The organism is Marinobacter sp., assembly GCF_041690455.1.
Classification (GTDB): domain Bacteria; phylum Pseudomonadota; class Gammaproteobacteria; order Pseudomonadales; family Oleiphilaceae; genus Marinobacter.
On sequence record NZ_JAWLHI010000003.1, the window covers coordinates 43,461 to 66,948 of the forward strand.

At 59.4% G+C, this 23,488-nt stretch carries 19 protein-coding genes and 1 tRNA gene; 3 read left to right on the forward strand and 17 right to left on the reverse strand.

Translation table 11 applies throughout. The annotated features are described in order from the left end of the window. Nucleotides 1–7: 7 nt before the first annotated feature. From ACESMW_RS01095 to ACESMW_RS01135, 9 genes are all read right to left on the reverse strand, one after another. Nucleotides 8–1,393 carry a DUF1329 domain-containing protein gene (locus ACESMW_RS01095; protein WP_372985280.1) on the reverse strand — a complete coding sequence of 462 codons (1,386 nt, stop codon included), beginning with the start codon at nt 1,391–1,393 and terminating at the stop codon, nt 8–10. A gap of 178 nt (nt 1,394–1,571) precedes the next feature. Next, nucleotides 1,572–4,214, reverse strand: a complete 2,643-nt coding sequence (gene pepN / locus ACESMW_RS01100; RefSeq protein WP_372985245.1) for an aminopeptidase N — start codon at nt 4,212–4,214, stop codon at nt 1,572–1,574. A 23-nt stretch (nt 4,215–4,237) separates the two neighbouring features. Beyond that, nucleotides 4,238–5,077, reverse strand: coding sequence for a DUF2797 domain-containing protein (locus tag ACESMW_RS01105; RefSeq protein ID WP_372985246.1), 840 nt, complete (start codon nt 5,075–5,077; stop codon nt 4,238–4,240). Next, nucleotides 5,074–5,367 carry a YeaC family protein gene (locus ACESMW_RS01110; protein WP_372985247.1) on the reverse strand — a complete coding sequence of 98 codons (294 nt, stop codon included), beginning with the start codon at nt 5,365–5,367 and terminating at the stop codon, nt 5,074–5,076. The genes ACESMW_RS01105 and ACESMW_RS01110 overlap by 4 nt, the downstream gene beginning before the upstream one ends. Before the next feature lie 176 nt (nt 5,368–5,543). After that, a complete protein-coding gene (locus ACESMW_RS01115; RefSeq protein WP_372985248.1) occupies nt 5,544–6,398 on the reverse strand; it encodes a rhomboid family intramembrane serine protease in 855 nt (284 codons plus the stop codon). A 46-nt stretch (nt 6,399–6,444) separates the two neighbouring features. Further along, nucleotides 6,445–7,458 (reverse strand): metallophosphoesterase, encoded by a 1,014-nt coding sequence (locus ACESMW_RS01120; RefSeq protein WP_372985249.1) that lies wholly within the window; start codon nt 7,456–7,458, stop codon nt 6,445–6,447. A 2-nt stretch (nt 7,459–7,460) separates the two neighbouring features. Further along, nucleotides 7,461–8,345, reverse strand: a complete 885-nt coding sequence (locus ACESMW_RS01125) for an NAD(+) kinase (protein WP_092004477.1) — start codon at nt 8,343–8,345, stop codon at nt 7,461–7,463. A 110-nt stretch (nt 8,346–8,455) separates the two neighbouring features. After that, nucleotides 8,456–9,715 carry a DNA repair protein gene (locus ACESMW_RS01130; RefSeq protein WP_372985281.1) on the reverse strand — a complete coding sequence of 420 codons (1,260 nt, stop codon included), beginning with the start codon at nt 9,713–9,715 and terminating at the stop codon, nt 8,456–8,458. A gap of 181 nt (nt 9,716–9,896) precedes the next feature. Beyond that, complete coding sequence (locus ACESMW_RS01135; RefSeq protein WP_372985282.1) at nt 9,897–11,960, reverse strand: FAD-dependent oxidoreductase; 2,064 nt, start codon at nt 11,958–11,960, stop codon at nt 9,897–9,899. A 137-nt stretch (nt 11,961–12,097) separates the two neighbouring features. Here ACESMW_RS01135 and ACESMW_RS01140 point away from each other — a divergent pair, with 137 nt between their 5' ends. Then, complete coding sequence (locus tag ACESMW_RS01140) at nt 12,098–13,156, forward strand: AraC family transcriptional regulator (protein ID WP_372985250.1); 1,059 nt, start codon at nt 12,098–12,100, stop codon at nt 13,154–13,156. Between the two features lie 209 nt (nt 13,157–13,365). On the opposite strand, the gene ACESMW_RS01145 is transcribed toward ACESMW_RS01140, so the two are convergent. Both ACESMW_RS01145 and ACESMW_RS01150 read right to left on the reverse strand, forming a co-directional pair. After that, a tRNA-Asp gene (locus ACESMW_RS01145) sits at nt 13,366–13,442 on the reverse strand. A gap of 132 nt (nt 13,443–13,574) precedes the next feature. Beyond that, complete coding sequence (locus ACESMW_RS01150; RefSeq protein ID WP_372985251.1) at nt 13,575–14,579, reverse strand: AraC family transcriptional regulator; 1,005 nt, start codon at nt 14,577–14,579, stop codon at nt 13,575–13,577. A gap of 179 nt (nt 14,580–14,758) precedes the next feature. Between ACESMW_RS01150 and ACESMW_RS01155 the strand changes: the two genes are divergently transcribed. Next, nucleotides 14,759–15,634: a MaoC family dehydratase gene (locus ACESMW_RS01155; protein WP_372985252.1), complete on the forward strand. Its 876-nt coding sequence runs from the start codon at nt 14,759–14,761 to the stop codon at nt 15,632–15,634. On the opposite strand, the gene ACESMW_RS01160 is transcribed toward ACESMW_RS01155, so the two are convergent. Genes ACESMW_RS01160 through ACESMW_RS01170 form a run of 3 tightly spaced genes read right to left on the reverse strand, consistent with a single transcriptional unit; the run spans nt 15,631 to nt 20,322 of the window. Further along, nucleotides 15,631–17,202, reverse strand: coding sequence for a response regulator (locus tag ACESMW_RS01160; RefSeq protein ID WP_372985253.1), 1,572 nt, complete (start codon nt 17,200–17,202; stop codon nt 15,631–15,633). The two genes, ACESMW_RS01155 and ACESMW_RS01160, sit on opposite strands and share 4 nt — an antisense overlap. Before the next feature lie 51 nt (nt 17,203–17,253). After that, nucleotides 17,254–17,874, reverse strand: a complete 621-nt coding sequence (gene fixJ / locus ACESMW_RS01165) for a response regulator FixJ (protein WP_372985254.1) — start codon at nt 17,872–17,874, stop codon at nt 17,254–17,256. A gap of 39 nt (nt 17,875–17,913) precedes the next feature. Further along, entirely contained in the window at nt 17,914–20,322 is a 2,409-nt protein-coding gene (locus tag ACESMW_RS01170) for a Lon protease family protein (protein ID WP_372985255.1), read from the reverse strand. Between the two features lie 251 nt (nt 20,323–20,573). Here ACESMW_RS01170 and ACESMW_RS01175 point away from each other — a divergent pair, with 251 nt between their 5' ends. After that, entirely contained in the window at nt 20,574–20,951 is a 378-nt protein-coding gene (locus ACESMW_RS01175) for a PilZ domain-containing protein (protein WP_372985256.1), read from the forward strand. Here the strand turns inward: ACESMW_RS01175 and ACESMW_RS01180 are convergent. From ACESMW_RS01180 to pncC, 3 genes are all read right to left on the reverse strand, one after another. After that, entirely contained in the window at nt 20,948–21,409 is a 462-nt protein-coding gene (locus tag ACESMW_RS01180) for a flavodoxin family protein (RefSeq protein ID WP_372985257.1), read from the reverse strand. The genes ACESMW_RS01175 and ACESMW_RS01180 overlap by 4 nt on opposite strands. Nucleotides 21,410–21,435: 26 nt before the next feature. Continuing rightward, nucleotides 21,436–22,482: a recombinase RecA gene (gene recA, locus ACESMW_RS01185; RefSeq protein ID WP_372985258.1), complete on the reverse strand. Its 1,047-nt coding sequence runs from the start codon at nt 22,480–22,482 to the stop codon at nt 21,436–21,438. A 176-nt stretch (nt 22,483–22,658) separates the two neighbouring features. Further along, nucleotides 22,659–23,159 carry a nicotinamide-nucleotide amidase gene (pncC, locus tag ACESMW_RS01190; RefSeq protein WP_372985283.1) on the reverse strand — a complete coding sequence of 167 codons (501 nt, stop codon included), beginning with the start codon at nt 23,157–23,159 and terminating at the stop codon, nt 22,659–22,661. Between the last annotated feature and the right edge of the window lie 329 nt (nt 23,160–23,488).

Consider the following 23,488-nt stretch of genomic DNA (forward strand, 5'->3'; position numbering starts at 1 on the left):
TCGCGCCTCAGCGAACACTCCTGCGGCGCAGTGAGGCCGGCGAGAAGTAGCGCTTGTTGGGAACCTTATCGGTGAATACCCGGGTATTGGGCTCTTCGGTATCGAGTCCGAGAACGTGATAACGGCGGGCCTGAAGATCATGATAGACGTCCAGCACCGTCCACACACCGGGTAATTCATAATAATTCTTCGGCAGGCCCATGGTGACGCGCCACAACTCACCCCGGCCGTCATACTGATCGAGCAGCACGGTGTTCCAGCTGTCCTCATCAACATAGAAACGGCGCTTGCCATAGATATGGCGCTCGCCCTGCTTCAGAATCGCCTCGACCACGTGCACCCGGTGCAGTTCCCAGCGGGTCAACTCGGGATTGATGTGGGAGATACCGAGGATATCGTCATAGGACAGGCCTTTTTCCCCGATCAGGTAGTTGTTGTAGGGAATGTAGATCTCGCGCTTACCCAGGTATGTCCAGTTATAGCGGTCCAGGGCACCGTTGAAGATGTCGGTGTCGTCCGCTGTACGGAGGTTATCGGAAGCCGCGATCGGGGAATCATAGCCAAGGTTCGGAGCACGACGGACCCGGCGCTGGCCGGCGTTATAACCCCAACCGTTACGGGGGTTGATGATCTGGTTCATGGTTTCATGAATCAGGATCGCACCACCGGCCAGACGGGGCGGAGACTGGGTGAATGACAGGTAGTAGAAGATGACGTTGTCCAAGGTACTCTCGTCACCTTCCGGGTTGTAGTAGTTGAAGAAAGCTTCCTGCTGGGATGTCACCAGCGAGTAGTCGCCATCCTGCTGGACCGCCACCTCACTGGAGCGGCGGGTCACATAAACGCCACGCCAGCGGGTCAGATGGTTCCAGATGACCTGCCAGGCCTTCTCTTCATCATTGCCATGCAGAATGGGGAACGGATAGCCACCGTAGGCACCCTCGATACCGGCGCCCTCGCCCACGATGTCGGCACTTGTGGCGTTATCCCGGGTGTTCTCGGCAACCCAGTCCGGCACGGCATGGGTGCGACGGGTCTGGTACACCGGAATCTGGAAGGTCGTGGGATAGGTATCGAACATGGCCCTGACGCCGTCGGTCAGGTATTCGTTGTACTGATCCATGTTCTGGGCCGTGATCGTGAACAGCACCTCGTCATCCGGGAACGGGTTGATATGGTGCTGACCACTCTCCCGGTAACCGGCCGGCGGCTTGGTCAGCCCGCCGTCCCAAGCGGGGATGGTTCCGGCAGCGTTGCCGGCTTTCGGAGAGCCAAATGGAGTCAGTTCGTTGCCAAGACGGGCAGCCTCGCTCTGGGAGACAGCAGCGTAGGCGGGTACAGCCGAGACAGACAGGGCCAACAGGCCACTCAACAGCGTGTTTTTGTTATACATCATGGTCTAACCTTAAATCCGTCTGGAAGCCTCTTGAAGGGCTTTTTTGTTGTGGTCTCATGGAGCTTGAGACTTTCAATTAGACTAACGGACCGGGCAACATTGTCTATCGACCGAAAGTGCGATTTTGTATCCGGCTGTGACAGCGGCTCTGTTGCCACAGCCGGACATTGGCGGCTCAGCCAGCCAGGCTCTTGTGTACCACCTCGTAGACATCCCGGGACAGACCATCCTTGTCACGGATGCGTTCGAGCGCTGCTTTCATCTGTTCACTGTACTCCGGGGCGAACTTCTGCCAGCGGGTCAGGGGCGTCACCAGGCGGGCGGCAATCTGCGGATTGCTGTCGTCCAGACGGCACACCTGCTCGGCCAGGAAGTCATAGCCCGAGCCATCCGGATTGTGGAAGGCCGCCAGGTTCTGGCCGGCAAAAGCCCCCACCACCGAACGCACCTTGTTGGGGTTCTTCCAGTCGAATGCCGGGTGCTCCAGCAGGGCATGAATCCGGGGCAGCTGCCCGGCACGGTCACTGGAAGCCTGGACCGAGAACCACTGCTCGATGACCTGTGGGTCCTCCCGGAACTGCTGGTAGAACTCTTCCAGCGCCAGTTTGCGGTCTTCCCCGTAATCGGAGTTCACCAGGGCCCGAAGTGCGCCCATGCGATCCGTCATGTTATCGGCACTACGGTACTGTCGGAGAGCGAGCTCACGCCCTTCCTCATCATTGATCATCAGGAGCCATGCCAGGGCCGTATTGCGTAAACTCCTGCGGGCAATCGCGTCGGGTGTAACCTCATAGTCTCCGGACTCGAGGTTGCGGCGGTAACAGGCAACCAGTTCATCCCGCAGCGAGATGGCCAGATGCTTGAGCACCCGCTCCCGGGCACGGTGGATGGCCGGGACATCGGCATTGTCCGCCAGCTCGATCAGGTACGCCTCGGAAGGCAGCTGCAGCATCTTGGCCACCAGCGCCTGATCCAGGGAGGAGTCGGAGATCAGGTGACGATAGGACGTCACCAGGCGCGGCTCGACGGCTGCATCTTTCGGCGCACCCACCAGGGACTGGATCACGTCCACCGCCAGCCTCTGGCCGGCATCCCAGCGATTGAATCCGTCCGGGTCGTGACTCATCAGGAACAGCAACTGCTCACGCGACCACGGGTAATTCACCCGCACCGGCGCGGAGAAGTGGCGCAGGAGCGAGGGCACCGGGCGTTCACTGATGCCGTGGAACTCGAAGGTATGACTCGCTTCGGTCAACTCCAGCACCCGCTCGGCCGGTGCGTTGTCCTCGCCCGCCTCAAGCCTGAGCGGCAGGGCCTCGCCCCGGCTGCCCAGCAGGCCCAGGGCAAACGGGATGTGTTGCGGTTTCTTGTTGCTCTGGCCCGTGGTATCCGGGATGTACTGCTCGATGGTCAGGCGATAAACGCCCTGCTCCGCATCAAACTCATCAGAGACATTCAGTACGGGCGTGCCCGCCTGCTCATACCAGAGACGGAACTGGGTCAGATCACGCCCCGAAGCATCTTCCATGGCGCGGACAAAATCATCGGTGGTCACCGCCTGACCGTCATGACGCTCGAAGTACAGGTCGCTCCCCCTGCGGAACATCTCCGGCCCGAGCAAGTTGTGAATCATGCGCACCAACTCAGCGCCCTTCTCGTAGATGGTCAGGGTGTAGAAGTTGGAGATTTCCATGTAGGAAGCCGGGCGCACCGGGTGGGCCATGGGGCCCGCGTCCTCGGCAAACTGGGCTGTGCGCAGCAGGGTCACGTCCTCGATCCGTTTGACCGTCGGCGAGCCCATGTCGGCAGAGAACTGGGAATCCCGGAACACCGTGAAACCTTCCTTCAGGCTCAGCTGGAACCAATCACGGCAGGTGACCCGGTTGCCGGACCAGTTGTGGAAGTACTCGTGGGCTACGATCGCCTCGATACGCTGGAAGGCGGCGTCCGTGGCGGTATCCTGGCTGGCCAGCACACAGGACGAGTTGAAGATGTTCAGGCCCTTGTTCTCCATGGCGCCCATGTTGAAATCATCGACGGCCACGATCATGAAGATGTCCAGGTCGTATTCCCGGCCATAGACTTCCTCATCCCAGCGCATGGACCGTTTCAGGGAGTCCATGGCGTGGTCACACTTCTGTGCATTGCGTGGTTCCACGTACATGCGCAGGTCGATGTCGCGGCCGGAACAGGTGCGGAAGGTATCCCGCTTCTCCACCAAGTCGCCGGCCACGAGGGCAAACAGGTAACAGGGTTTCGGGAACGGGTCTTCCCAGGTGACAAAATGGCGACCACCCTCAAGCCCGCCCCGGTCAACGTCGTTACCGTTGGACAGCAGCACCGGATAGGAAGCTTTGTCAGCCTCGATACGGGTTCTGAAACAGGCCATGACATCCGGACGGTCCGGGAAGAAGGTAATGCAGCGGAAGCCCTCGGCCTCGCACTGGGTACAGAACATGCCGGAAGATTTGTACAGGCCTTCGAGGCGGGTGTTGTTCTGGGGCTCGATCCAGGTAACCACGGAAAGCTCGAACTGCCCGGGCACCGATGGGATCACCAACTGATCGCCCCGGTCCTCGTAATCGGCCGCCGACAGTACGGTGCCATCAAGGGCGACGGATTCCAGCTTGAGACTGTCACCATCCAGTTCCAGCGGCGCACCGGACTCCCTGGAATCAGGGTTGCGGCGTACCGATAACGTGCTGTGCACGCGGGTGCCTTCCTCGAAAAGCTCAAACCTCAGATCCACATGATCAACCAGATACGCCGGTACTTGGTATTCGCTCAGGTAAATGGTTTGTGGCTGGTTGCTACGCATGACATTCTCCACGGAATTCTGGTTCAGCTGGCGTCCGCCCGGAAGCGGACCTCATACCCGGTAAACTTGCGGATATTGATCACACCGGTGTCGAGAATCAGGTACTGGCCCTTGATGCCTTCCAGAATCCCTTCCACTTCCGGTGTCTTGTCCAGATTATGGGTTTTGATCTTTGACGGCCAGACTTCGACCGGATAACTGAGCCCGAGCCCGGACTCATCCACCTCCCGGATGGCGTCGTCACCGTGGACCTCTCGCAGTTCCGCGATATCGGTGGCGATGGCCGCCAGCATTTTCTGGCGTTCCGCCACAAGGTCCAGCTCGGGCACATCACCCTTGAGCATGGCGCGCCAGTTGGTGCGATCGGTGACATGGCTCTTGCACGCCACTTCCACCAGCCCGGCGATGTAACGGGTCCTGACCCGGACCATGGGAATGGCCTCCACCGCCCCCTGATCAATCCAGCGGGTCGGCACCTGGGAAGCGCGGGTGATGCCGACCTTGAGTCCGGACGAATTGGCCAGGTACACCACGTGCTCGACCATGCAGTGAGCCTCCCCCCACTCCGGCTCACGGCAGGTGCCGAGGTGATAGTGGCACTTTTCCGGGCTCATGATGCAGCTGTCGCAGGCCGCCAGCTTGCGGAAACAGGGATAGCAGTAGCCCTGACTGAAACTCTTCTTGGTCTTGCGGTCGCAATGGATGCAGCGGATGACCCCGTCAAAATCGATCCGGATGGAGTGACCGATCAGATCGTTCAACGGTACCCGGGCATCACCGACGGCAATGGTGTAGGCAACCGGCTGCCCGGCCTCCACCGGCATCTTGCGCAACCGGCCGGTTACATCAATGGCTTCGCTCAAGACTTGACCTCTACGAACTGGTCCGGATCGACATCCCGGTTCTGGCTGGTGGTGTGCTGGACGGAAGGATCACAGGCCGTTCCTGCCTTGCTGCCACGGTCCAGGTAACCTACCCGCTCTTCTTCGGGCACGTTGTGTTTGTTCTCGTAGTAAATCACCGCTTCGAGGCTGATAGCGCGCTGTTCGGCTGTCATCTTGCGACCATCCGGCCACTTGCCCAGCTCAATGGACTGGCGAAGGTTCCGGTATACCGCCGGATCCAGACGTTCGATCAGCTCTTCGTAAGTCATTTCGCTCTCCTGAAAAAACCTTCACAAAAAAATCGGCACAACCGTTTGACAGATGCAAACGATAATAATTATCATTACCTCACCAAATGACGACGGTCGTATCATTTGGTCTCTCTCATCAGGAGCTAAAAGCTCTCTTTACGCCCCGCTCTTTGGCGGGGCTTTTTTTATCCCGCTCACCCTTTCCTTACGGGCAAAACCAGCGCGCAGAGCAGTCCGGCGACAAAACCACCCAGGTGAGCCTCGTTTGCCATCCTGCCCAGCCCCAGCATTTCCGGCAATGGGGTAAAACCGAGAACCATCCAGATCACCGCAAAGGTTACCAGTGCCGGCGGGAACTGGAATCGGGGCGCTCGCTGCTGGCTCAGCCAGCAATAACCGAGAATCCCGTACACCACGCCGGACAGGCCACCAAACAAAGGCCCGGACACCAGGTACTGCAAACCATTGGACAACAGGCTGGTTACCAGGAACAGGGCAATCAGCCGGCCCTTGCCGTCGAACCACTCAACCTGGCTGCCAAGGAACCAGAGCATCACCGAATTGAAAATGATGTGAGTCCAGCTGAAATGCAGGAAATCCGGCGTGATCAGACGCCAGACCTGGCCGCTGGCCAGCGTGGCCGAAAGCGCATCGATGCGACCATCAAAGGTGGTCCACTCATAGTTCCGGGGGTCCACCACCATCAGGGCGGCAGAGAGCTCATTGGAGCCCATACCCGTCAGCCAGACCATCACCACGGCAAAAACAATCAGTCCGAGGACCATGGGCGCGTGCCGGGGCGCCGGCTGCCAGCGCCCTCCGACAAAGGCCGGCGAGCGGTTCTGGCTGGCTACCACTTCCCTGAGCCCGGGTTCCGCGAGGTAGCGTTCGAGGGCCGCCAGGACCGGCTCGGTGTGCTCTTCATGTTCCAGCCAGAGCACCTGCTGCCCGCCTTCTTCCGTTATACGATGCCCCACGCCCTGCCCCCTCAGCCATTGGCTGAAGTCGGCAAGGTTCACCGAGGTATCCAACTGCTTTACCCGATACAATTCTCACCTCATGATCAGGGTTATTGGCTTACCGGAAGACAAACCGCTAGCGCGCGACACTGTCTTCGCTGGTGGGGTACTCCGGAGCTTCCGGCCGCTCCACATCTACCCAGACAAACTTGTCCCGGGAAAGTGCCCGCTCGCCGTCAAACCGGTAGGCCACCAGCTTGCCGTACTTCACCGCACTGTAATCGATGCAGGCCACATTGGGCTTCAGCGGTGCCGGCCGGCCTTCCATCCAGTAATGGCCGACAAAGACTGGTGGCGCGTCCAGGGGATAACAGATGAGCTGTTTGCGCTCATCGTCGGTCAGCACGTGTTTCGCCACCTCTGGCGGTAACGGATCGGGCTGGAACACCACATCGGCATAGGTATGGGGCTGGTCTGCCCAGAATTTGGTCCGGAAGAACTCTCGCACATAGCCGTCCTTTCCGGTGATCGAAATACCCTCCGGCAAACGCAGGTCCGTGCCCCGAAGGAGCGTATCCATCACCTGTCCGGCGAAGGACTCGATGGCCGCCGAGGCATGGAGAAAATCCTCGTCAATGCAGGCACCCCCCTGCACACGTTTGAACTTCTCGATCAGGTCACCATCCCAGCACGCGTGTACCACGCGGAAGTCCTCTTCCTCGATGAACAGGGGGATGGTGTAGAACCACTCAAGAAACTCGTTCCACTCGTGGGGATGGGCATCGAACTGGTCAAGGGTTTCCTTGATCAGCCGATCGTGACGTGGGTTGTGCTCCCGCAACCAGGTCTTGCCGCTGCCCGGGCGGGCACGGGTGCAGTAACCCAGGGCGTTGTACTCGTGGTTGCCCATGACAATCCGCGCCGAGCCGTGCTCGACCATGTCCCGCACCAGGTGCAGTGCTTCCCGGATACGCGGACCCCGGTCAATGATGTCGCCAATAAAAATGGCCTGGCGCCGGGAATGCTCGTATACCCCGTTGACCTTGCGGTACCCCATCCGGTCCAGGAGCCTTTCCAGGGTGTGGGCGCAACCGTGGATGTCGCCGATGATATCGAAACCGCGATTTGCGGAAGAATTCTTACCAGCCATGATCAACTCGCTGCGATTTCACTTGCCCAGCCAAGCTTGTCACGGCAGGTGGCATAGAAGTTATGGTCCGTCGGATGGATCAGCCGGATCTTGAACGGCTTTTTGGTGATCCGGATGATATCCCCGGGCGCACAGGAGATATTCATCTGGCCATCAAAGCTGACCTGCGGATAGGTCTCGTTGGTATCCCCGATGACCAGCTTGATCTCGCTCTTGCCGTCCACCACGATGGGACGGCTGCTCAGGGTGTGGGGAAACATGGGCACCAGCACAATGGCGTCGAGCTTCGGGTGCATGATCGGACCACCGGCAGACAGGGAATAGGCGGTGGAACCGGTGGGCGTGGAGACAATCAGGCCGTCGGAGCGCTGGCTGTAAACGAAGTGGCCGTCAATAAACAGGTCAAAGCCGATCATCCGGGTGGACTTGCCCGGATGCAGCACCACGTCGTTCAGGGCACTGCCGAAACCGAGCGGCTGACCGTTACGCTCGACATTGCCATCGAGCAGGAAGCGGGTTTCCTCGATGTACTCCCCTTCCAGCACCTTGCCGAGACGCTCTTCAAGATCCGAAGGAGAAATGTCGGTGAGGAATCCGAGGCGCCCCCGGTTCACACCAAGCAGGGGAATCTTCGACTTTGCCAGCTCCCGGGCGGCCCCCAGCAAACTGCCGTCACCGCCGACGACGATCACCAGGTCGCAGATTTCACCCAGCAGTTTCTTGCTGGCCACCTGCAGGCCATGGCCGGGAATCATTCCCGCGGTGTCTTCTTCCAGAATGACCTGGTAGTTCTGGGCAAGCAGATACTGTTTGAGTTGCCTCAGCGTCTCCACCACCTTGACGCTGCCCATCCGTCCGATTACGCCGATATTCCTGAACTGATCCATGAAAATTCCTGTGATCCCGGGATGCAACAGGGAACAGCATCTCCGCTACCCTGCAACGATGGCGTACAGTGTAACGAAAGTCGGCTGGATTCTGAAAAAAGATGCTTGGATCAGGCCTGGTGCTGCTCGCAGCGGTCGTCCACACCCGGACGGAATTCCGCCGGCTGGCTCACCCGCATGATGGGTTCGTCACACTGGTTGTCGTCCCCGTCCTTGTGGCAGCACACCGGATTCTCATAGTGCTCCAGCCATTCCCGGTAGGCCGGCTCATTCATACCACAACGTTCGGCGGCATAGGCTACGGGGTTGGTGAAGTAGGTCTCAATGTCTTCGAACGGCAGGGTCACGTGACCCACACCGGCATGGTAGGCCACGAGAAAGACCGACTGCTTGCGCAGATGGTCAAGAATGGAGTTCTCCGGCGGCTCCCGGTGGCGCAACTCGTGATTCTCCTCCTCCAGGGAGACAATTTTCTCGTCACGCATTTCCAGCTCACGCTGCTTGCGCTCAAGTTGCTCCCGGAGCAGAACCAGTTCGGCCCCGACGTTGGCGTCGTCCCGCTTTTTATCCTCGTCGGCGCTCCCGATCTGCTCCTGTATGGACAGGTATTGTTCGTTGCGCTCGGAGAGTCGCTGCTTGAGCTGCTCACTGGTCAGCCGCTGGCGCTCGTATTTCTGCTCCAGGTCCGCCATTTCGCTGCGCAGGGACTGCATTTCATTGCGGTGCTCCCGCTGGAGATCCGCCAGGGAATCCCGGTGCACGCTCTGCAAGGTCTTGATGCGCAAGCGCTGTTCGCGGATCAGCTGCGCCAGGCGGGCCCGGTCTTCCGAGGCCGGTGTCTCGTCCTCCTTCTCCGTCTCCTTCTTCTTCGCCGGCTCTTCCTTGGCGTTGAGGACGGGAATGTCCTCCTCGACGGGTTCGATCTTCTGGAATCTCAGGGTATTGCTTTCCACCGCCTTGCGGATGGCGAGGAAATGGTTGTTGCCCGGCGTCATATCCGGGTCCCAGAGTTCCTTGGCGAACTTCGGATCCGGGCACTGGCTGCGACACACCAGGCGGATCGGACCCGCGCCCATATCCGGCCCCTTGGCGCCGTCTTTGGCCAAGGCCTCAATGGGAATGTTCCAGCTTGTGTCAGCGCGGCCCTCTTCATCAAACCAGATCCTGAAGAACACCAGGGAGCGCACCAGCAGGTCGCCCCCCAGCTCGATCAGGACAGCCTTTACGTCCGTTTCCGCCAGGTCAGATAAACCGACATAACCGTCGAGGAAAGCGCCGAACTCCGAAGCGCGCATCTGACGGGCAATACGCCCCTCCTCCATAAAAAACACGGCTGAGTAGCCATCGGTTGCCTGATCGGCAGAAACCATCATTCCATCTCCAGGATTCAGAAATTGGACACTTACACGCTTCGCTTCCCCGGAGCGTTCCATCGGAAAATTCGTCCAGCGGCATGCACCAATACCAGAAAGCCTACGGATAACCGTAGGCTTTCCAATAGTCTAGCCAGACAAATGTCGATGGACAGATAAAAACTGCAACGTTTTGTGATCAGATTTCCGCGGCCAGCCGACTGCCCTGATTGATGGCCCGCTTGGCATCCAGCTCGGCCGCCACATCGGCACCGCCAATCAGGTGAACCGGGAGCCCGGCGGCCTCGACGCCGGCCTGCAGTTCCCGCAGCGGCTCCTGGCCGGCACAGATGATGATCGTATCTACCGGCAGTACCTTGTCCTCACCTTTCTCGGCACCTTTCGGTGTCACGGTGATGTGCAGGCCTTCGTCATCGATCTTGCGATAGGAAACCCCCGGAACCATCTGCACGTGACGGTTCTTCAGGGACGTCCGGTGAATCCACCCCGTGGTCTTGCCGAGGTTCTTACCCACCTTGGACGCCTTGCGCTGAAGCAGGTAAACCTCGCGCGCCGGCTCCGGCACTTCCGGTGTCACGCCCTGGATACCACCACGATGCTCGACACTCAGATCGACCCCCCACTCCTTCATGAACTCGCCGGTCTCCAGGGACGCAGAAGCCCCCTGGTGCACGATGAACTCGGAGACGTCGAAACCGATGCCGCCGGCACCAATGACCGCCACCTTCCGGCCAACCGGCTTGCGCTCGAGCAGCGCATCCAGGTAACCGATCACCTTCGGATGGTCGATACCCTCGATCTCCGGAGTTCGCGGCTCAACACCGGTGGCCAGGACCACTTCATCGAAGCCTCCGGCTTTCAGGTCGTCGGCGCTGACACGGGTGTTCAGACGGACATCCACGCCGTGTTTGTCGAGCATCACCCGGAAGTAACGGAGAGTCTCATGGAACTCCTCCTTGCCAGGGATTTTCTTGGCGACATTGAACTGACCACCCACTTCACTGCCAGCGTCAAACAGGGTGACCTTGTGACCACGCTCGGCGGCCACGGTCGCAAAGGCCAGACCGGCCGGGCCGGCACCAACCACGGCGATGGACTTCGGATTGGTTGTCTTCACCCAGGTCAGCTCGGTTTCGTGGCAGGCGCGGGGGTTGACCAGGCAGGAGGTCAGCTTGCCGCTGAAGGTATGGTCCAGGCACGCCTGGTTGCAGCCGATGCAGGTGTTGATCTCGTCGGCACGGTCTTCCGCTGCCTTCAGCACCAGGTCCGCGTCCGCGAGGAATGGCCGGGCCATCGAAACCATGTCGGCATCCCCCTCGGCCAGGACCTTCTCGGCCACCTCCGGCATGTTGATCCGGTTGGTGGTCACCAGCGGAATGCTCACTTCACCCTTCAGACGGGCCGTCACCTTGGTGAAGGCGCCACGGGGGACCGAGGTGGCAATCGTAGGCACCCGGGCCTCGTGCCAGCCGATGCCGGTGTTGATGATGGTGGCACCCGCCTTCTCGATCTCTTTGGCCAGGTGAACCACCTCTTCCCAGGTGCTGCCATCCTCGATCAGATCCAGCATGGACAGCCGGTAGATGATGATGAAGTTCTCACCAACCCGCTCCCGCACCCGGCGCACAATCTCGATGGGCAGGCGAATCCGGTTCTCGTAGCTGCCACCCCAACGATCCGTGCGCTGGTTGGTGTGGGTAACGATGAACTGGTTGATGAAGTAGCCCTCGGAGCCCATGATCTCGACGCCGTCGTACCCGGCCCGCTGGGCCAGTGCCGCGCAGTTCACATAGTCATTGATCTGCTTCTCAATGCCCTCCTCGTCCAGCTCCTTGGGCTTGAACGGGTTAATCGGTGCCTGGATCGGGGACGGCGCCACCAGTGCCGGCGAATAGGCATAGCGGCCGGCATGGAGAATCTGCATGCAGATCTTGCCATCGGCCTCGTGCACCGCCTCGGTGATCACCTTGTGGCGATCGGACTCTTCCTCGGTATTCATCTTGGCCGCGTGCTGGAAGACCGCGCCCTCTTCATTGGGGCCGATACCACCGGTGACAATCAGACCAACACCACCTCGGGCGCGATCGGCATAGAAAGCCGCCAGACGGTCAAAGCCGTTCCTGGCTTCCTCCAGGCCAGTGTGCATGGAGCCCATCAGAGTGCGGTTCCGCAGACGGGTAAAGCCAAGGTCCAGCGGTTCCAGAAGGTGCGGGTATTTCTGCGTGCCCGGTGTCGCGGTCATATTGATCTCCTCGTGGTGGCGGCCAGCGTTGCGGCCGTCTTTCGTTATACGCACAAAGTAGCGATCCGGCTGACCGCTCTCAATATCCTCAAATAACTTTATGTTATCCTGAAACAACACCTAATCAGGAATGATCCGTGACAACACCCTCAAAGCCCGAAAACCGCAACGCCCTCGGCGACATCAGTCTCCTGTACGTCTCGGTGCTGCTGCGCGCTGCCGCGGAGGAAGGCGCAGATCACGAGGCGCTGGCACAACAATTCAACCTGGATAACATCGCACTGGCCTCCCCGGAAGCCCGGATCAGCATTCCCCGTTTCATGCGAATGGGAGAGGCAGCCATCAGACTGACTGGTAACCGCGCACTGGGACTGCGAATGGGGGCTCTGTCCCGCCCGATCGACGCCGGCTTGGCTGGCCTGGCAGCGGAAACCGCACCGACCATCGGGCAGGCACTGATGAGGCTGGTGCGCTATTCAAGGCTCACCAGCCAGAACAGCCGCGGGCATCCTGGTGCCAACCCCGACAGGAGGGAAGTCAGCTTCTACTCGATCCGCCCCTACAACCGGTTCAATTACTTCGTCGTGGACTCGGTGCTTGCGGCCTGGACCCAGCTGGCACGTACCCTGACCGGCCGTTATGACGTGCTTGAGAAGGTGCGTATCGAGTACACATCCCTTGGCCTGGACGAGCTGTTTGAAAGCTGGTTCCGTTGCCCGGTGGAATTTGGCGCCGCAGAGAACAGCCTGACGCTCAAGGACAGTGCCTGGCATCAACCGAGCAACCAGGCGCACCCGGCCATGCACGAGCAACTCTGCGTGATGTGTGAACGTGAACTGGAAAGGATCAAACGGGGATGGAGCACCTCGGACCGGGTGCGGCACTTGATGACACCGCTGTTCCGTGGCGAAACACCGGGTCTGGAGACGGTTGCCGCGCGACTCGGCACCTCGCCGTGGACCTTGCAACGGCAACTGGCGGCAGAGGGCACCAACTTCCGGTTACTACTGGACGAGACCCGACAACAGCTGGCACTGGACTATCTGAAGGAAACCAACAGCTCCCTGTCGGAAATTGCCTGGTTGCTGGGGTTTGCCAACCCACCGGCTTTTCACAAAGCCTACCAGCGCTGGTTCGAGGTCAGCCCCGGCGAGCATCGCCGGCAAATGCGGATAAACAAAAATAACGGGGATTAACCGGAAACGGGATTAGAGCTCGGTGGCGTCATCAATGAACTCGCCATCATCCTCGAATTCATCCAGACGGGTTTCCAGCAACTCTTCTTCGTAGTCAGACATGACTTGACCCTCGTGCGAACTTTAATCGCCAAGGTAAACGCTTCATGTGACAGTAATATTTCAGGATCCGGAATGGACCAAGAGAACAACAAAGGAGGAGGAAAAAATGGCGGAGCGGACGGGACTCGAACCCGCGACCCCCGGCGTGACAGGCCGGTATTCTAACCAACTGAACTACCGCTCCGCGCGGGTTATCACCTACGCCTCGAAAGGCTTGCAGCCCTCTGTGTGACTGCTCGGTGACAACGAGGGCGCATTATAAAGACGCCCCCAGCCATGTCAACGTTTTTCCTGAAAAAAGTCTGAAAAAGTTTGCTTACATAGCATCGACCAGAGCGTCCTTGCCCTGAGAGGTCTTCCGGTACTCGATCGGTGTCATGCCGGACCAGCGTTTGAAGGCCCGATAGAAGGTACTGGGTTCGGAGAAACCGGTCAGATAAACGATCTCGTCGATAGATTCGTCCGTGGTGGCCAGCAATTGCCGGGCCAGGCGATAGCGGAAATCCGCCAGCACCTGGTTGAAACTGGTTTCGGCCTCGGTCAAACGGGTCCTGAGGGTCCGGGGTTTGATACCAAGGCGTTCGGCCACCGCATCAAGGGTCACCTCGCCACTGTCCAGCAGCTCGGCGACAATCCGTTCCACCTGGCCCACGATATCCTTCTTCTCCAGGCGTGCAACCTGCTCGCTGGCGAACCGCTCATGGAGGTCCAGCAATTCCGGCTCGGCATGGGGCGAGGCGTGGGCCAGCAGCTTGGCCGGAAAGTACAGCCGGTTCTCAGGGGCCCCGAAGACCACATCACAGCCCAGAACCTCCCGGGCGTGTTCCTGGCCTTCTTCCCGCTCATGCTCGAACTCGATGCGCGACGGATAGAAATTGTCATCGGTAACGGAACGGAAGAAGGTGATCAGGCCCTGGACAAAGCACTCGTTGAAGTGTTTCAGGCGGCGAACCGCGTCAGATGCGGCGTCGAGCACCATGCAGGCGTCATCGCCCTCAATGAAGAAATCGGTATTGGCCGCATCGCTCAGCAGACGCTGATAGTTCTGGGCCCGGCGCAGCCCCTCACCGAAGGTTGGACTGCTGAGGAACAGGTACTCGAGTACCTGGCCCTTGTAGGCGGGCAGCAGTGGCCCGAGATGCAACCCGATATCCGGATCACCCGAGACGTCTTCAACGGCCTGCCAGAAGTACAGCTGTGCACTGTGGGGCGTGCGCAACTGGTCGGTGTATACGTAACTTTCATCTACGCCCAGGCGACTGAAGATGGCATCGGTATCGATACCCTTTTTCTTCATTGCCTCGTAAATCAGGCGTAACATTACTCCCGCGTCACGAAGTTCCTGCATATGATCCCGCTTTTATTCTTTATGGGTACTACCTTGACCGGCTGGACAACCGGCCGGGCTCGCCAAGTCAATGCCTGTTCTGGCCGGGTTTGCCAGACTCTAAGACCATCGTCTTACATTAGAGCATATCAGGCCACAAGGAGACCTGCACCATGCCAAACCCATTGATTTACCACCACACACCGCCACCACTGGTACCGATGTTTGCAAAATCCCTGCTTCCTAAAAAGACCAGTGCCGGCGATGACCCTGAAATTCCGGCACTTGAAGCACATCTTCTGGGTGCGTCCACCGCGACTAGACGGCTGCGGGACTACAAGAAAATCTGCGGGTTTGGCCAGCATACCCACGCCCCGATTACCTGGCCGCATATCCTGGCGTTTCCGCTACACTTGAAGCTGCTCACCGAGCCGGAGTTCCCCCTGCCGCTGCTGGGTCTGGTGCATCTGCGCAATACCATTACACAGCACCGCCCCATTGGCGAGGGCGAATCACTGGACCTTACCGTGCGCCTGGGCAACAAACAACGCACCGACCGCGGGATCGAATTCGATCTCATCACCGAGGCTCGCTCTGCCGGCGTCCTGGCCTGGGAAGAGACCAGCACCAACCTGTTCCGCCAGGCCCGGAAGAACGACAAACCAGCGGGTAAAACGGAGCGCCCGGAACTGGAGCGCTATCCGAACACTCTGAGCATCCAGGCGCCGGAGTCCATCGGCCGGCAGTACGGCTCGGTTTCCGGTGACCGTAACCCGATACACATGCATGCGCTCAGCGCAAAGGCATTCGGGTTCCAGAGAGCCATTGCCCATGGCATGTGGAGCAAAGCCCGGGCACTGGCGTTGCTGGAGCAGCAGGAAGGTTGGAAGGGCGGCGCACTGAGGGTCAGCTGCCAGTTCAAGAAGCCCCTGTTCCTGCCGGGAACGGCGCAGCTGAACTGGCAAGCGGGAGAAAAGGGCTGGGATTACCAGCTACTGAACAGCAAGGGCGATGCGCCCCACCTGAGCGGACGCATTGACTGGCTCTAGCCTTCCGATGCCTTGCAGGGCTCACCTTCAGCACCGGCAACCGGCAAGGTGAAGAAAAAACGGGCGCCGCCATCCTCGGGGCGCTCGAAGCCGATTTCACCACCCTGTGCCTGGATCAGCGAGCGACAGGTCGCCAGCCCGATCCCCATGCCCTCGTCCTTGGTGGTGTAGAACGGATGGAACAGCTTCTCCTCGGCCTCTTCCGGCAGGCCGACGCCGTGGTCCCGCACCTCGACCCGCACACAGCTGTTTCCGGCCAGACGCGCACTGACCTCCACGGGCACCGATGAATCGGCCGAGCGTGTCGCCTCGAGGGCGTTGCGGATCAGGTTCAGAGCCACCTGCTGCACCTGGATCGGGTCAGCCAGAACTTCGGGCAGGTCCTCGTCAACGGTAACCTGGATACCGCCTTCGTTGTTGCGCATGTCCACTTCCGCAAACTGACGGGTATCTTCCAGCAGGGCAGGTACAGAAAGCACTTCCTTGCCGGTCGCCGGCTTCTTCATGAACCGACGAATCCGGCGGATGATTTCGCTGGCCCGGTGGGACTGGGCCTCGATCTTGTCGAGGGTCTCCTGCAGCAGGGAAAGGTCCGGGGATTCCTTGCCCATCATGCGCTTGGCGACCCGGGCATAATTGGTGATCGCCGTCAGCGGTTGATTGACCTCGTGGGCAAAGCCGGCGGCCATCTCACCCATGGTGGTCAGGCGCGAGGTATGGGCCAGCTGGTCACGCTGTTCCTGGACCAGTTTCCGGGCCTCCTGAAGCTCCCGCTCGCTCTCGAGTTCCGCGGTAATGTCACGAAATACAACAACCGCCCCGTGGAGCTCGTCGTTATCCAGTTTGGGCGTGGCACGGTACTCGGCCGGAAAGCCGGAACCGTCCATGCGCAACATACGAATATCGCGCTGGCCCTCGGCCTGCCCCTGGCGACAGGTCGCCTGAACCGGCAGCCCGTCCGGGTTGTCCGACGCGGTGGCAAAATGGGTGTCAAAAAAGTTGCGGCCGATCAACTCTTCAACCGGAACACCAGCGATCTGGCCTGCAGCAGGGTTGGCGAACTCGATGACGCCATTCTCGTCGAGCCCGTAAATACCCTCGCTGATGGAATTGAGGATCCGGGCCTGGTCACCCTGAAGTTCCCGGTTGCGGGCCTGCAATTCCCGCTCGAGGCGGATGACGCGGGCATGAGTCTTGACCCGGGCAATGACTTCCTGGGACTGGAAAGGCTTAGAGATGTAATCGGCCCCGCCGAGATTGAACCCCTTGACCTTGGCCTGCAAGTCATCGAGTGCGGACAGGAATACCACGGCACAATCAGCCGTCTGGAGATCGGCCTTGAGGCGCTGGCACACCTCGTAACCGTCCATTTCAGGCATCATGATGTCCAGCAGAATCACTTCCGGCTGATGCCGGTGGGCAAGGTCCAGCGCTTTTTCGCCTTCGTTGGCAATGAGCAGCCGGTAGCCTTTGTCTTTCAGGGTTTCATAGAGGACTTTCAGGTTCTGCGGGTTGTCATCAACCAGCAGAACCGTCACCTCGGAGTTCTCGCAGACAGCTTCAGTCATACAAACGTGGCCGGTTAGAAACGTCCGGCTATGATGCCGGTGCCACCCGCCTTAGTCGATAAGGTCCTTTACGGACAAGACCATACGAACCAGATGGGCCAGGGAGTGGGTGCCCATTTTGTGCATGACCCGGGAACGATGGATCTCTACAGTGCGCTGACTGATCTCCAGCTCGATCGCGATCACCTTGTTCGCCTGGCCGGCGATCATCCGGTCCATGATCTCGTGCTCCCGCGGCGTCAGGCTCTTGATGCGACGGATGATCTCCTGCTTTTCGTCCAGGGTCTTGCGCTGGTCGAGATCCTGCTCCAGGGCCGCTTCGATCTTCTCCAGCAGGGCTTCCTCGCGGTAGGGCTTCTGGATGAAGTCCACTGCGCCCTCTTTCATGGCGTCCACCGCCATGGGAACATCGCCGTGACCGGTGACAAAAATGATCGGCAGGATCGAGTGCTTCTCGTTCAGCTTCTTTTGGAGTTCCATGCCATCCATGCCGGGCATCCGGATATCCAGCACAATACAGCCGGCCATCTTGTCGGAATAATCCTTGAGAAAGGCATTGGCGCTCTCATAGGTCTTCACCGGCTTACCGTCGGATTTCAACAGTAGCTCCAGCGAATCCCGCACCGCCTCGTCATCCTCTACCACGTATACCGTCTGCTGGATATCAGTCATGGGTGTATTCTCTCCTGTCCGTTTTCTTGTCGTTTCCGGTCAGTGAATTGACGGATCCTTATGTTCTTCTTTCGCGTGTTCCTGGCGCTCGTGTTCACGCATTTTTTCTAGCCGTTGCTGGATAATGCCAAAAACACTCTGCTTCGGGTACCGGCCCTTCTTGTCGGGCTTGCCCGCCGGGCGGCCCAGCAGCAACGCGATGACCTCCTCCACGTGGGATACGGCGTAGACCGCAAATTTGTCTTCCCGGACGGCCTGGACCACTTCGCTGTCAAGCATCAGGTTCTGGACGTTGGTGGTGGGCACGACCACGCCCTGAGTCCCCGTGAGCCCGCCTTTCAGCTGGCAGGTGGCGAAGAAACCTTCGACCTTCTCGTTCACGCCACCGATGGGCTGTACCTCGCCGAACTGGTTGACCGAGCCGGTAATGGCCAGGTCCTGGCGCAGGGGCACACCGGAAAGCGATGACACCAGCGCACACAGTTCCGCCAGCGACGCGCTGTCACCCTCCACCTCACCATAGTTCTGTTCAAAGGTGAGACTGGCCGAAAGGTGCATCGGATCCTCCACGGCAAACAGGGAGGACAACCAGGAGGTGAGAATCATCACGCCCTTGGAATGCAGGTTGCCACCGAGCTTCACATCACGCTCGATATCCATGACCCCGCCATCTCCATAGTAGCAGGTCGCTGTCACCCTGTTGGAAAGGCCAAACTCGAAGCCACCGGTGGACAGTACGGACAACGCGTTGACCTGGCCCACGCAGGTGCCCGTGGTGGTGACCAGGGTGGAGCCATCGCGGATCGAATCGTAGAACTGATCCCGGATACGGCTGCTTCGGTACCGGGCACTTTCCAGGGCCCGCTCCACGTGAACCTCGGTGATCAGCCTTGCCTTGGCCTGGCGCGCCCAGAAATCCGACTCGCGCAGGAGGTTGGCGATGTCGGCTGCGTGCAGGGACAGGCGGTTCTGGTGCTCCGCCATGCGGGCGCTGTGCTCGATGATCCGGGCCACCGCCTTGTTGGAGCAGTGCAGCAGCTGCTTCTCCACCACCAGGCTGGCAATGAACTTCGCGTACAGCAACTGACTGTCGTCGGTGCGGTACATCTCGTTCTCGAAGTCCGCCGTCACCCGGAACAGTTCGGCAAACTCGGAATCATACTCCTGCAGCAACAACCAGGTTTCCCGATCCCCGAACAGCACAATCTTCACGTCCAGCGGCACTGCCTCGGGCTCGATGGAAATGGTCCCGGACAGAGTCATCTCGCGCTCGAGGGAGTTGATCTGCAGGGAACGTGAACGCAGTGCACGCTTCAGACCGTCCCACACAAATGGTTGCTCGAGGACCTTGATGGCGTCCATCAGCAGGTAGCCACCGTTGGCCCGATGCAGGCTGCCCGGCCGGATCAGGGAGAAGTCGGTAAACACGGTGCCCTTGTAGGTGACGTTCTCCACATACCCGAACAGGTTGTGATAGGTGGGGTTGTCCTCGACCACCACCGGCACCTCGTTGGTTTTCTGGTGCACCAGCAGGTTGATCAGGTAACGGCGAGGCATCTTTTTGTCCAGGGAGGCATAGGCGATGGCCGCCTGTTCGTCGTTGTCCTCCAGGAAGATGTCCAGGTTTTCCACCAGATCGGCACGCACCGCTTCCAGGTACCCGACCACATCGGACAGATCCTTGTACTTCTCGATCAGCTCATCAATCTGGTGACCGGAAATACCCTCCAGGGTTTCCTGGTTCAGCGCCTGCTGCTTCTCCGCGTACTCCTGCTCCCAGTCGGCAATCTTGCGCAGGGCCTGGCGCAGCCTCTTCTCGAGCTTGTTGATCGAATCCTCAAACTTGTCCCGCTGCTCCTGGGTCAGCGCCTGGAAGGTCTCCGCGGTGTGGGGCTCCTCACCGTTCATCGCCACCAGACGATAGCCCCCGGGCGTCGAGACCGTCAGGCGTACCTTCTTCCGCTTGGCCTGGGTGGCCACTTTCTCGAGTTCTTCTTCCTGCTTTTGCGCGTACTCATTCTTGAGCTGTTCGGAGCGTTCCAGAAAGCTGTCACTGTCAAAGGTCTGGGGAATGACCTTGACCAGACGGGACATCAGTTTTTCCATGTCCTGCTTGAGCTGGGTACCCTTGCCGCCCGGCAACTGCAACAGTTTCGGCACCCGCGGCTCTTCGAAATTGGCGACATAGCACCAGTCATGGCTCTGCTGCTCGGTATCCACATGATGTTCCAGATAGCGGAGCATCATGGTGCGCTTACCCAGCCCGTTACGCCCTACCGCGTAGACGTTGTATCCGCCATGGGGCATTGCCAGTGCGAACCGGACGGCTTCCTGGGCCCGGTTCTGGCCGACAATCTCCGCCAGGGGCTCCAGCTGCCGGGTGGTTTTGAAGGGCAGGTCTTTAAGTACGCAGGCCTTGTACAGCTGATGCAGAGGCAATGACTTCAATGTGTGTTCCTGTAACAGTCAGAATGCGTTGATGATTTATCATCGAGTCTTTGGCCGCCCATTGTAGATTCTGCAGGCCGCCATGTCGCGTTTCGGCCAAAGTTTTAGCGGCCCGGGCCTCGACGGCTTTTGTTAACCAGCGCACAAAACCACATCTGATCATTTTTCAGCCGCCGATCCCGGCACTAAACTTCTTCACCCGGCCATGGTTCAGGCCGACACAAGACAAGAATCGCAATGGATGCCCAGTTATGACGAATGATTCCGCCGATCGCAGAATCAAGGACCGCTATCCGGCTTCGTGCCTGAGGGTGCGCATGCAGGAGCGGAGCTTCTTTGGCCGAAGCAGGAATGTCATCGCGGTCAGCTGTCTTGATCTCAACCGCTACGGCATGGCGGTGCTTTGCCCTCGCCCGATGGCACCGGGCGCGCGACTGTTTCTCGACCTGCAGGGCAAATACATCAGCGAGTCGCGGGTCGGTGCACGGGTGGTGGATTGCCAGCCGTTCCAGGCCGGTTACCGAGTCAGCGTGCAGTTCAGTTATTGCCTCAACAAGAAAGGCTATTCCCGGGCCATGGACAATGCCCTGTCCCGCATCGAGGGTTTCTACAACCGTCTCGCCGGCTAGATCAGCCCTGCATCCAGACTGGCCGCCACATACATGCCCAGCTCTCGGCACTGCTCCTCGAATTCATCCCGGTATTCCCCGCGGCAGATCAGGGGATCCTGCACCAGTTTCCAGCGAAGGCCGGTGGTGATGCTCTCGATGGCGCGATTGGTACCGGTGCCGTCGTGGCCGGCGCGGATGTAATAGGCGAAAGGTAAGCCCTGGGTCTTTTCGAGACAGGGATAGTAACTGCGATCAAAGAAGTCTTTCAGGGCGCCACTCATGTAGCCCAGGTTTTCGGTGGTACCCAGGATGATGGCGTCACAGGCGAGGATGTCATCGGGGCCGGCGTCGAGCGGTGCCTTGACCACCACCTCGACCGCCTCGATGTCTTCGTGGCGGGCGCCATCTTCGACAGCGTCCCGCAAACGGAGGGTATTCGGGGAAGGCGCGTGGGCAACAATAAGCAGTCGCTTCATGACATCCTCCCCCGACAAACGGAGCCTTAGAGCAATTCTCCGCTGGCTTCCGCCGGCGCTTCTGCGGCCGCTTCTTTCTTTTCCGGCTTGGGCATCAGCTTGTCCCGGACCTTGGCCTCGATCTCGTTGGCGATATCCATGTTCTCTTCCAGGAACTTGCAGGCATTCGCCTTGCCCTGGCCGATCTTGTCGCCATTGTAGGAGTACCAGGCACCGGACTTATCCACAAAGCCTTCCTTGACGCCCATATCCAGCACTTCGGCCATGTGATAGATGCCCTTGCCATACATGATCTGGAACTCGGCCTGTTTGAACGGCGGCGATACCTTGTTCTTCACCACCTTGACGCGGGTCTCGTTACCGACCACCTCATCGCCCTCTTTCACGGAGCCGATGCGGCGGATATCCAGGCGCACGGAGGAATAGAATTTCAGGGCGTTACCGCCGGTGGTGGTTTCCGGGGAACCGAACATGACGCCGATCTTCATGCGGATCTGGTTGATGAAGATCATCAGGCAGTTGGCGTGCTTGACGTTACCGGTCAGCTTACGCAGCGCCTGGGACATCAGTCGCGCCTGCAGACCGACGTGGCTGTCGCCCATCTCCCCTTCAATCTCCGCTTTTGGCGTCAGCGCGGCTACGGAGTCGACGATGATGACGTCAACGGCGTTGGAGCGGACCAGCATGTCCGCGATTTCCAGGGCCTGTTCCCCGGTGTCCGGCTGGGATACCAGCAGGTCGTCGACGTTGACACCCAGCTTCTCGGCATAGACCGGGTCCAGGGCGTGCTCGGCATCCACAAACGCACAGGTTTTGCCGGCCTTCTGGGCTTCAGCAATCACCTGCAGGGTGAGCGTGGTCTTACCGGAACTCTCCGGACCGTAGATCTCGCAGATTCGACCATAGGGGAGACCGCCGATACCCAGAGCCACGTCCAGTCCCAGGGACCCGGTGGATACCGCAGGAATGGCTTCACGGGGCTGATCCCCCATCTTCATGACGGCGCCCTTGCCGAACTGGCGTTCAATCTGGCTCAGTGCTGCGCTAAGTGCTTTCTTGCGGTTGTCTTCCATCGGTACAAAACCCCTTGTCGACTGGGCTGCCAGGTCATTCCAAGGTATTGGCAGCGGAATCCGGAAGGGAAACCACTGTGCTCGTCCAGCAGATTCCCTGTATATTTGAACAGTATTAAAACACAAGCGAACGGGGAGACCAACCCCTCATCCCGTGAACCTGATCAAGAAAATTGTTACGCCCCCTCAAGGAAGCCGGTAACTGCCTGCAATGCAAACAAAACCGACTGTCGGCGCACCTCATCCCGGTCACCGTCGAAGTGTTTGACCACAGCCTCGGTCTGGTCCAGGCCGCTGCCCCAGGCAAACCAGACCATCCCCACCGGCTTGTCGGGACTGCCACCGCCGGGACCGGCGACGCCGCTGATCGCTACAGCCACATCCACTCCTGCAGCCTGAACGGCGCCGGCCACCATCTGGCGGACAACCGGCTCACTGACAGCACCATGCTGTTCCAGGGTTTTCCCCGACACTCCGAGCAAGGCCTGCTTGGCACTGTTGCTGTAGGTTACCAGCCCGGCCATCACATAGGCGGAGGAACCCGCGCGATCGGTGAGCACCTTGGCCACCCAGCCACCGGTACAGCTTTCTGCCGTGGCAATGGTACGCCCCTGCTCCTGCAGCAGTTTACCCAGGCGAACCCCGGCCTGCTCCAGCTCCTGATCAGTCGTCACCATCATCCGCTCCTTCCTGAATAGGGATACAAACCCTTCATTTCATCGCCGCCGTTATTTTCTTACAATTCACGCCTTCATCCAAAAGCAAGGCAACCGGACCCATCCATGTCAGTAGCCCAGACCGATCTCTCCAAGCACACCCCGATGATGCATGAGTGTGTTAACACTGTTTTATAAAGACTTTTTGTCCGAAACGCGAAATAGCTACACTTAACGTTATACTTTGCCCCGAGACTGCAATAAATCTATCTGGACCACTTTGGCCCAAACCGACAACGAGGCGCCTACTAAATCGTGGTTCACCGGTACCCACGCTCAATCTCAGGTCA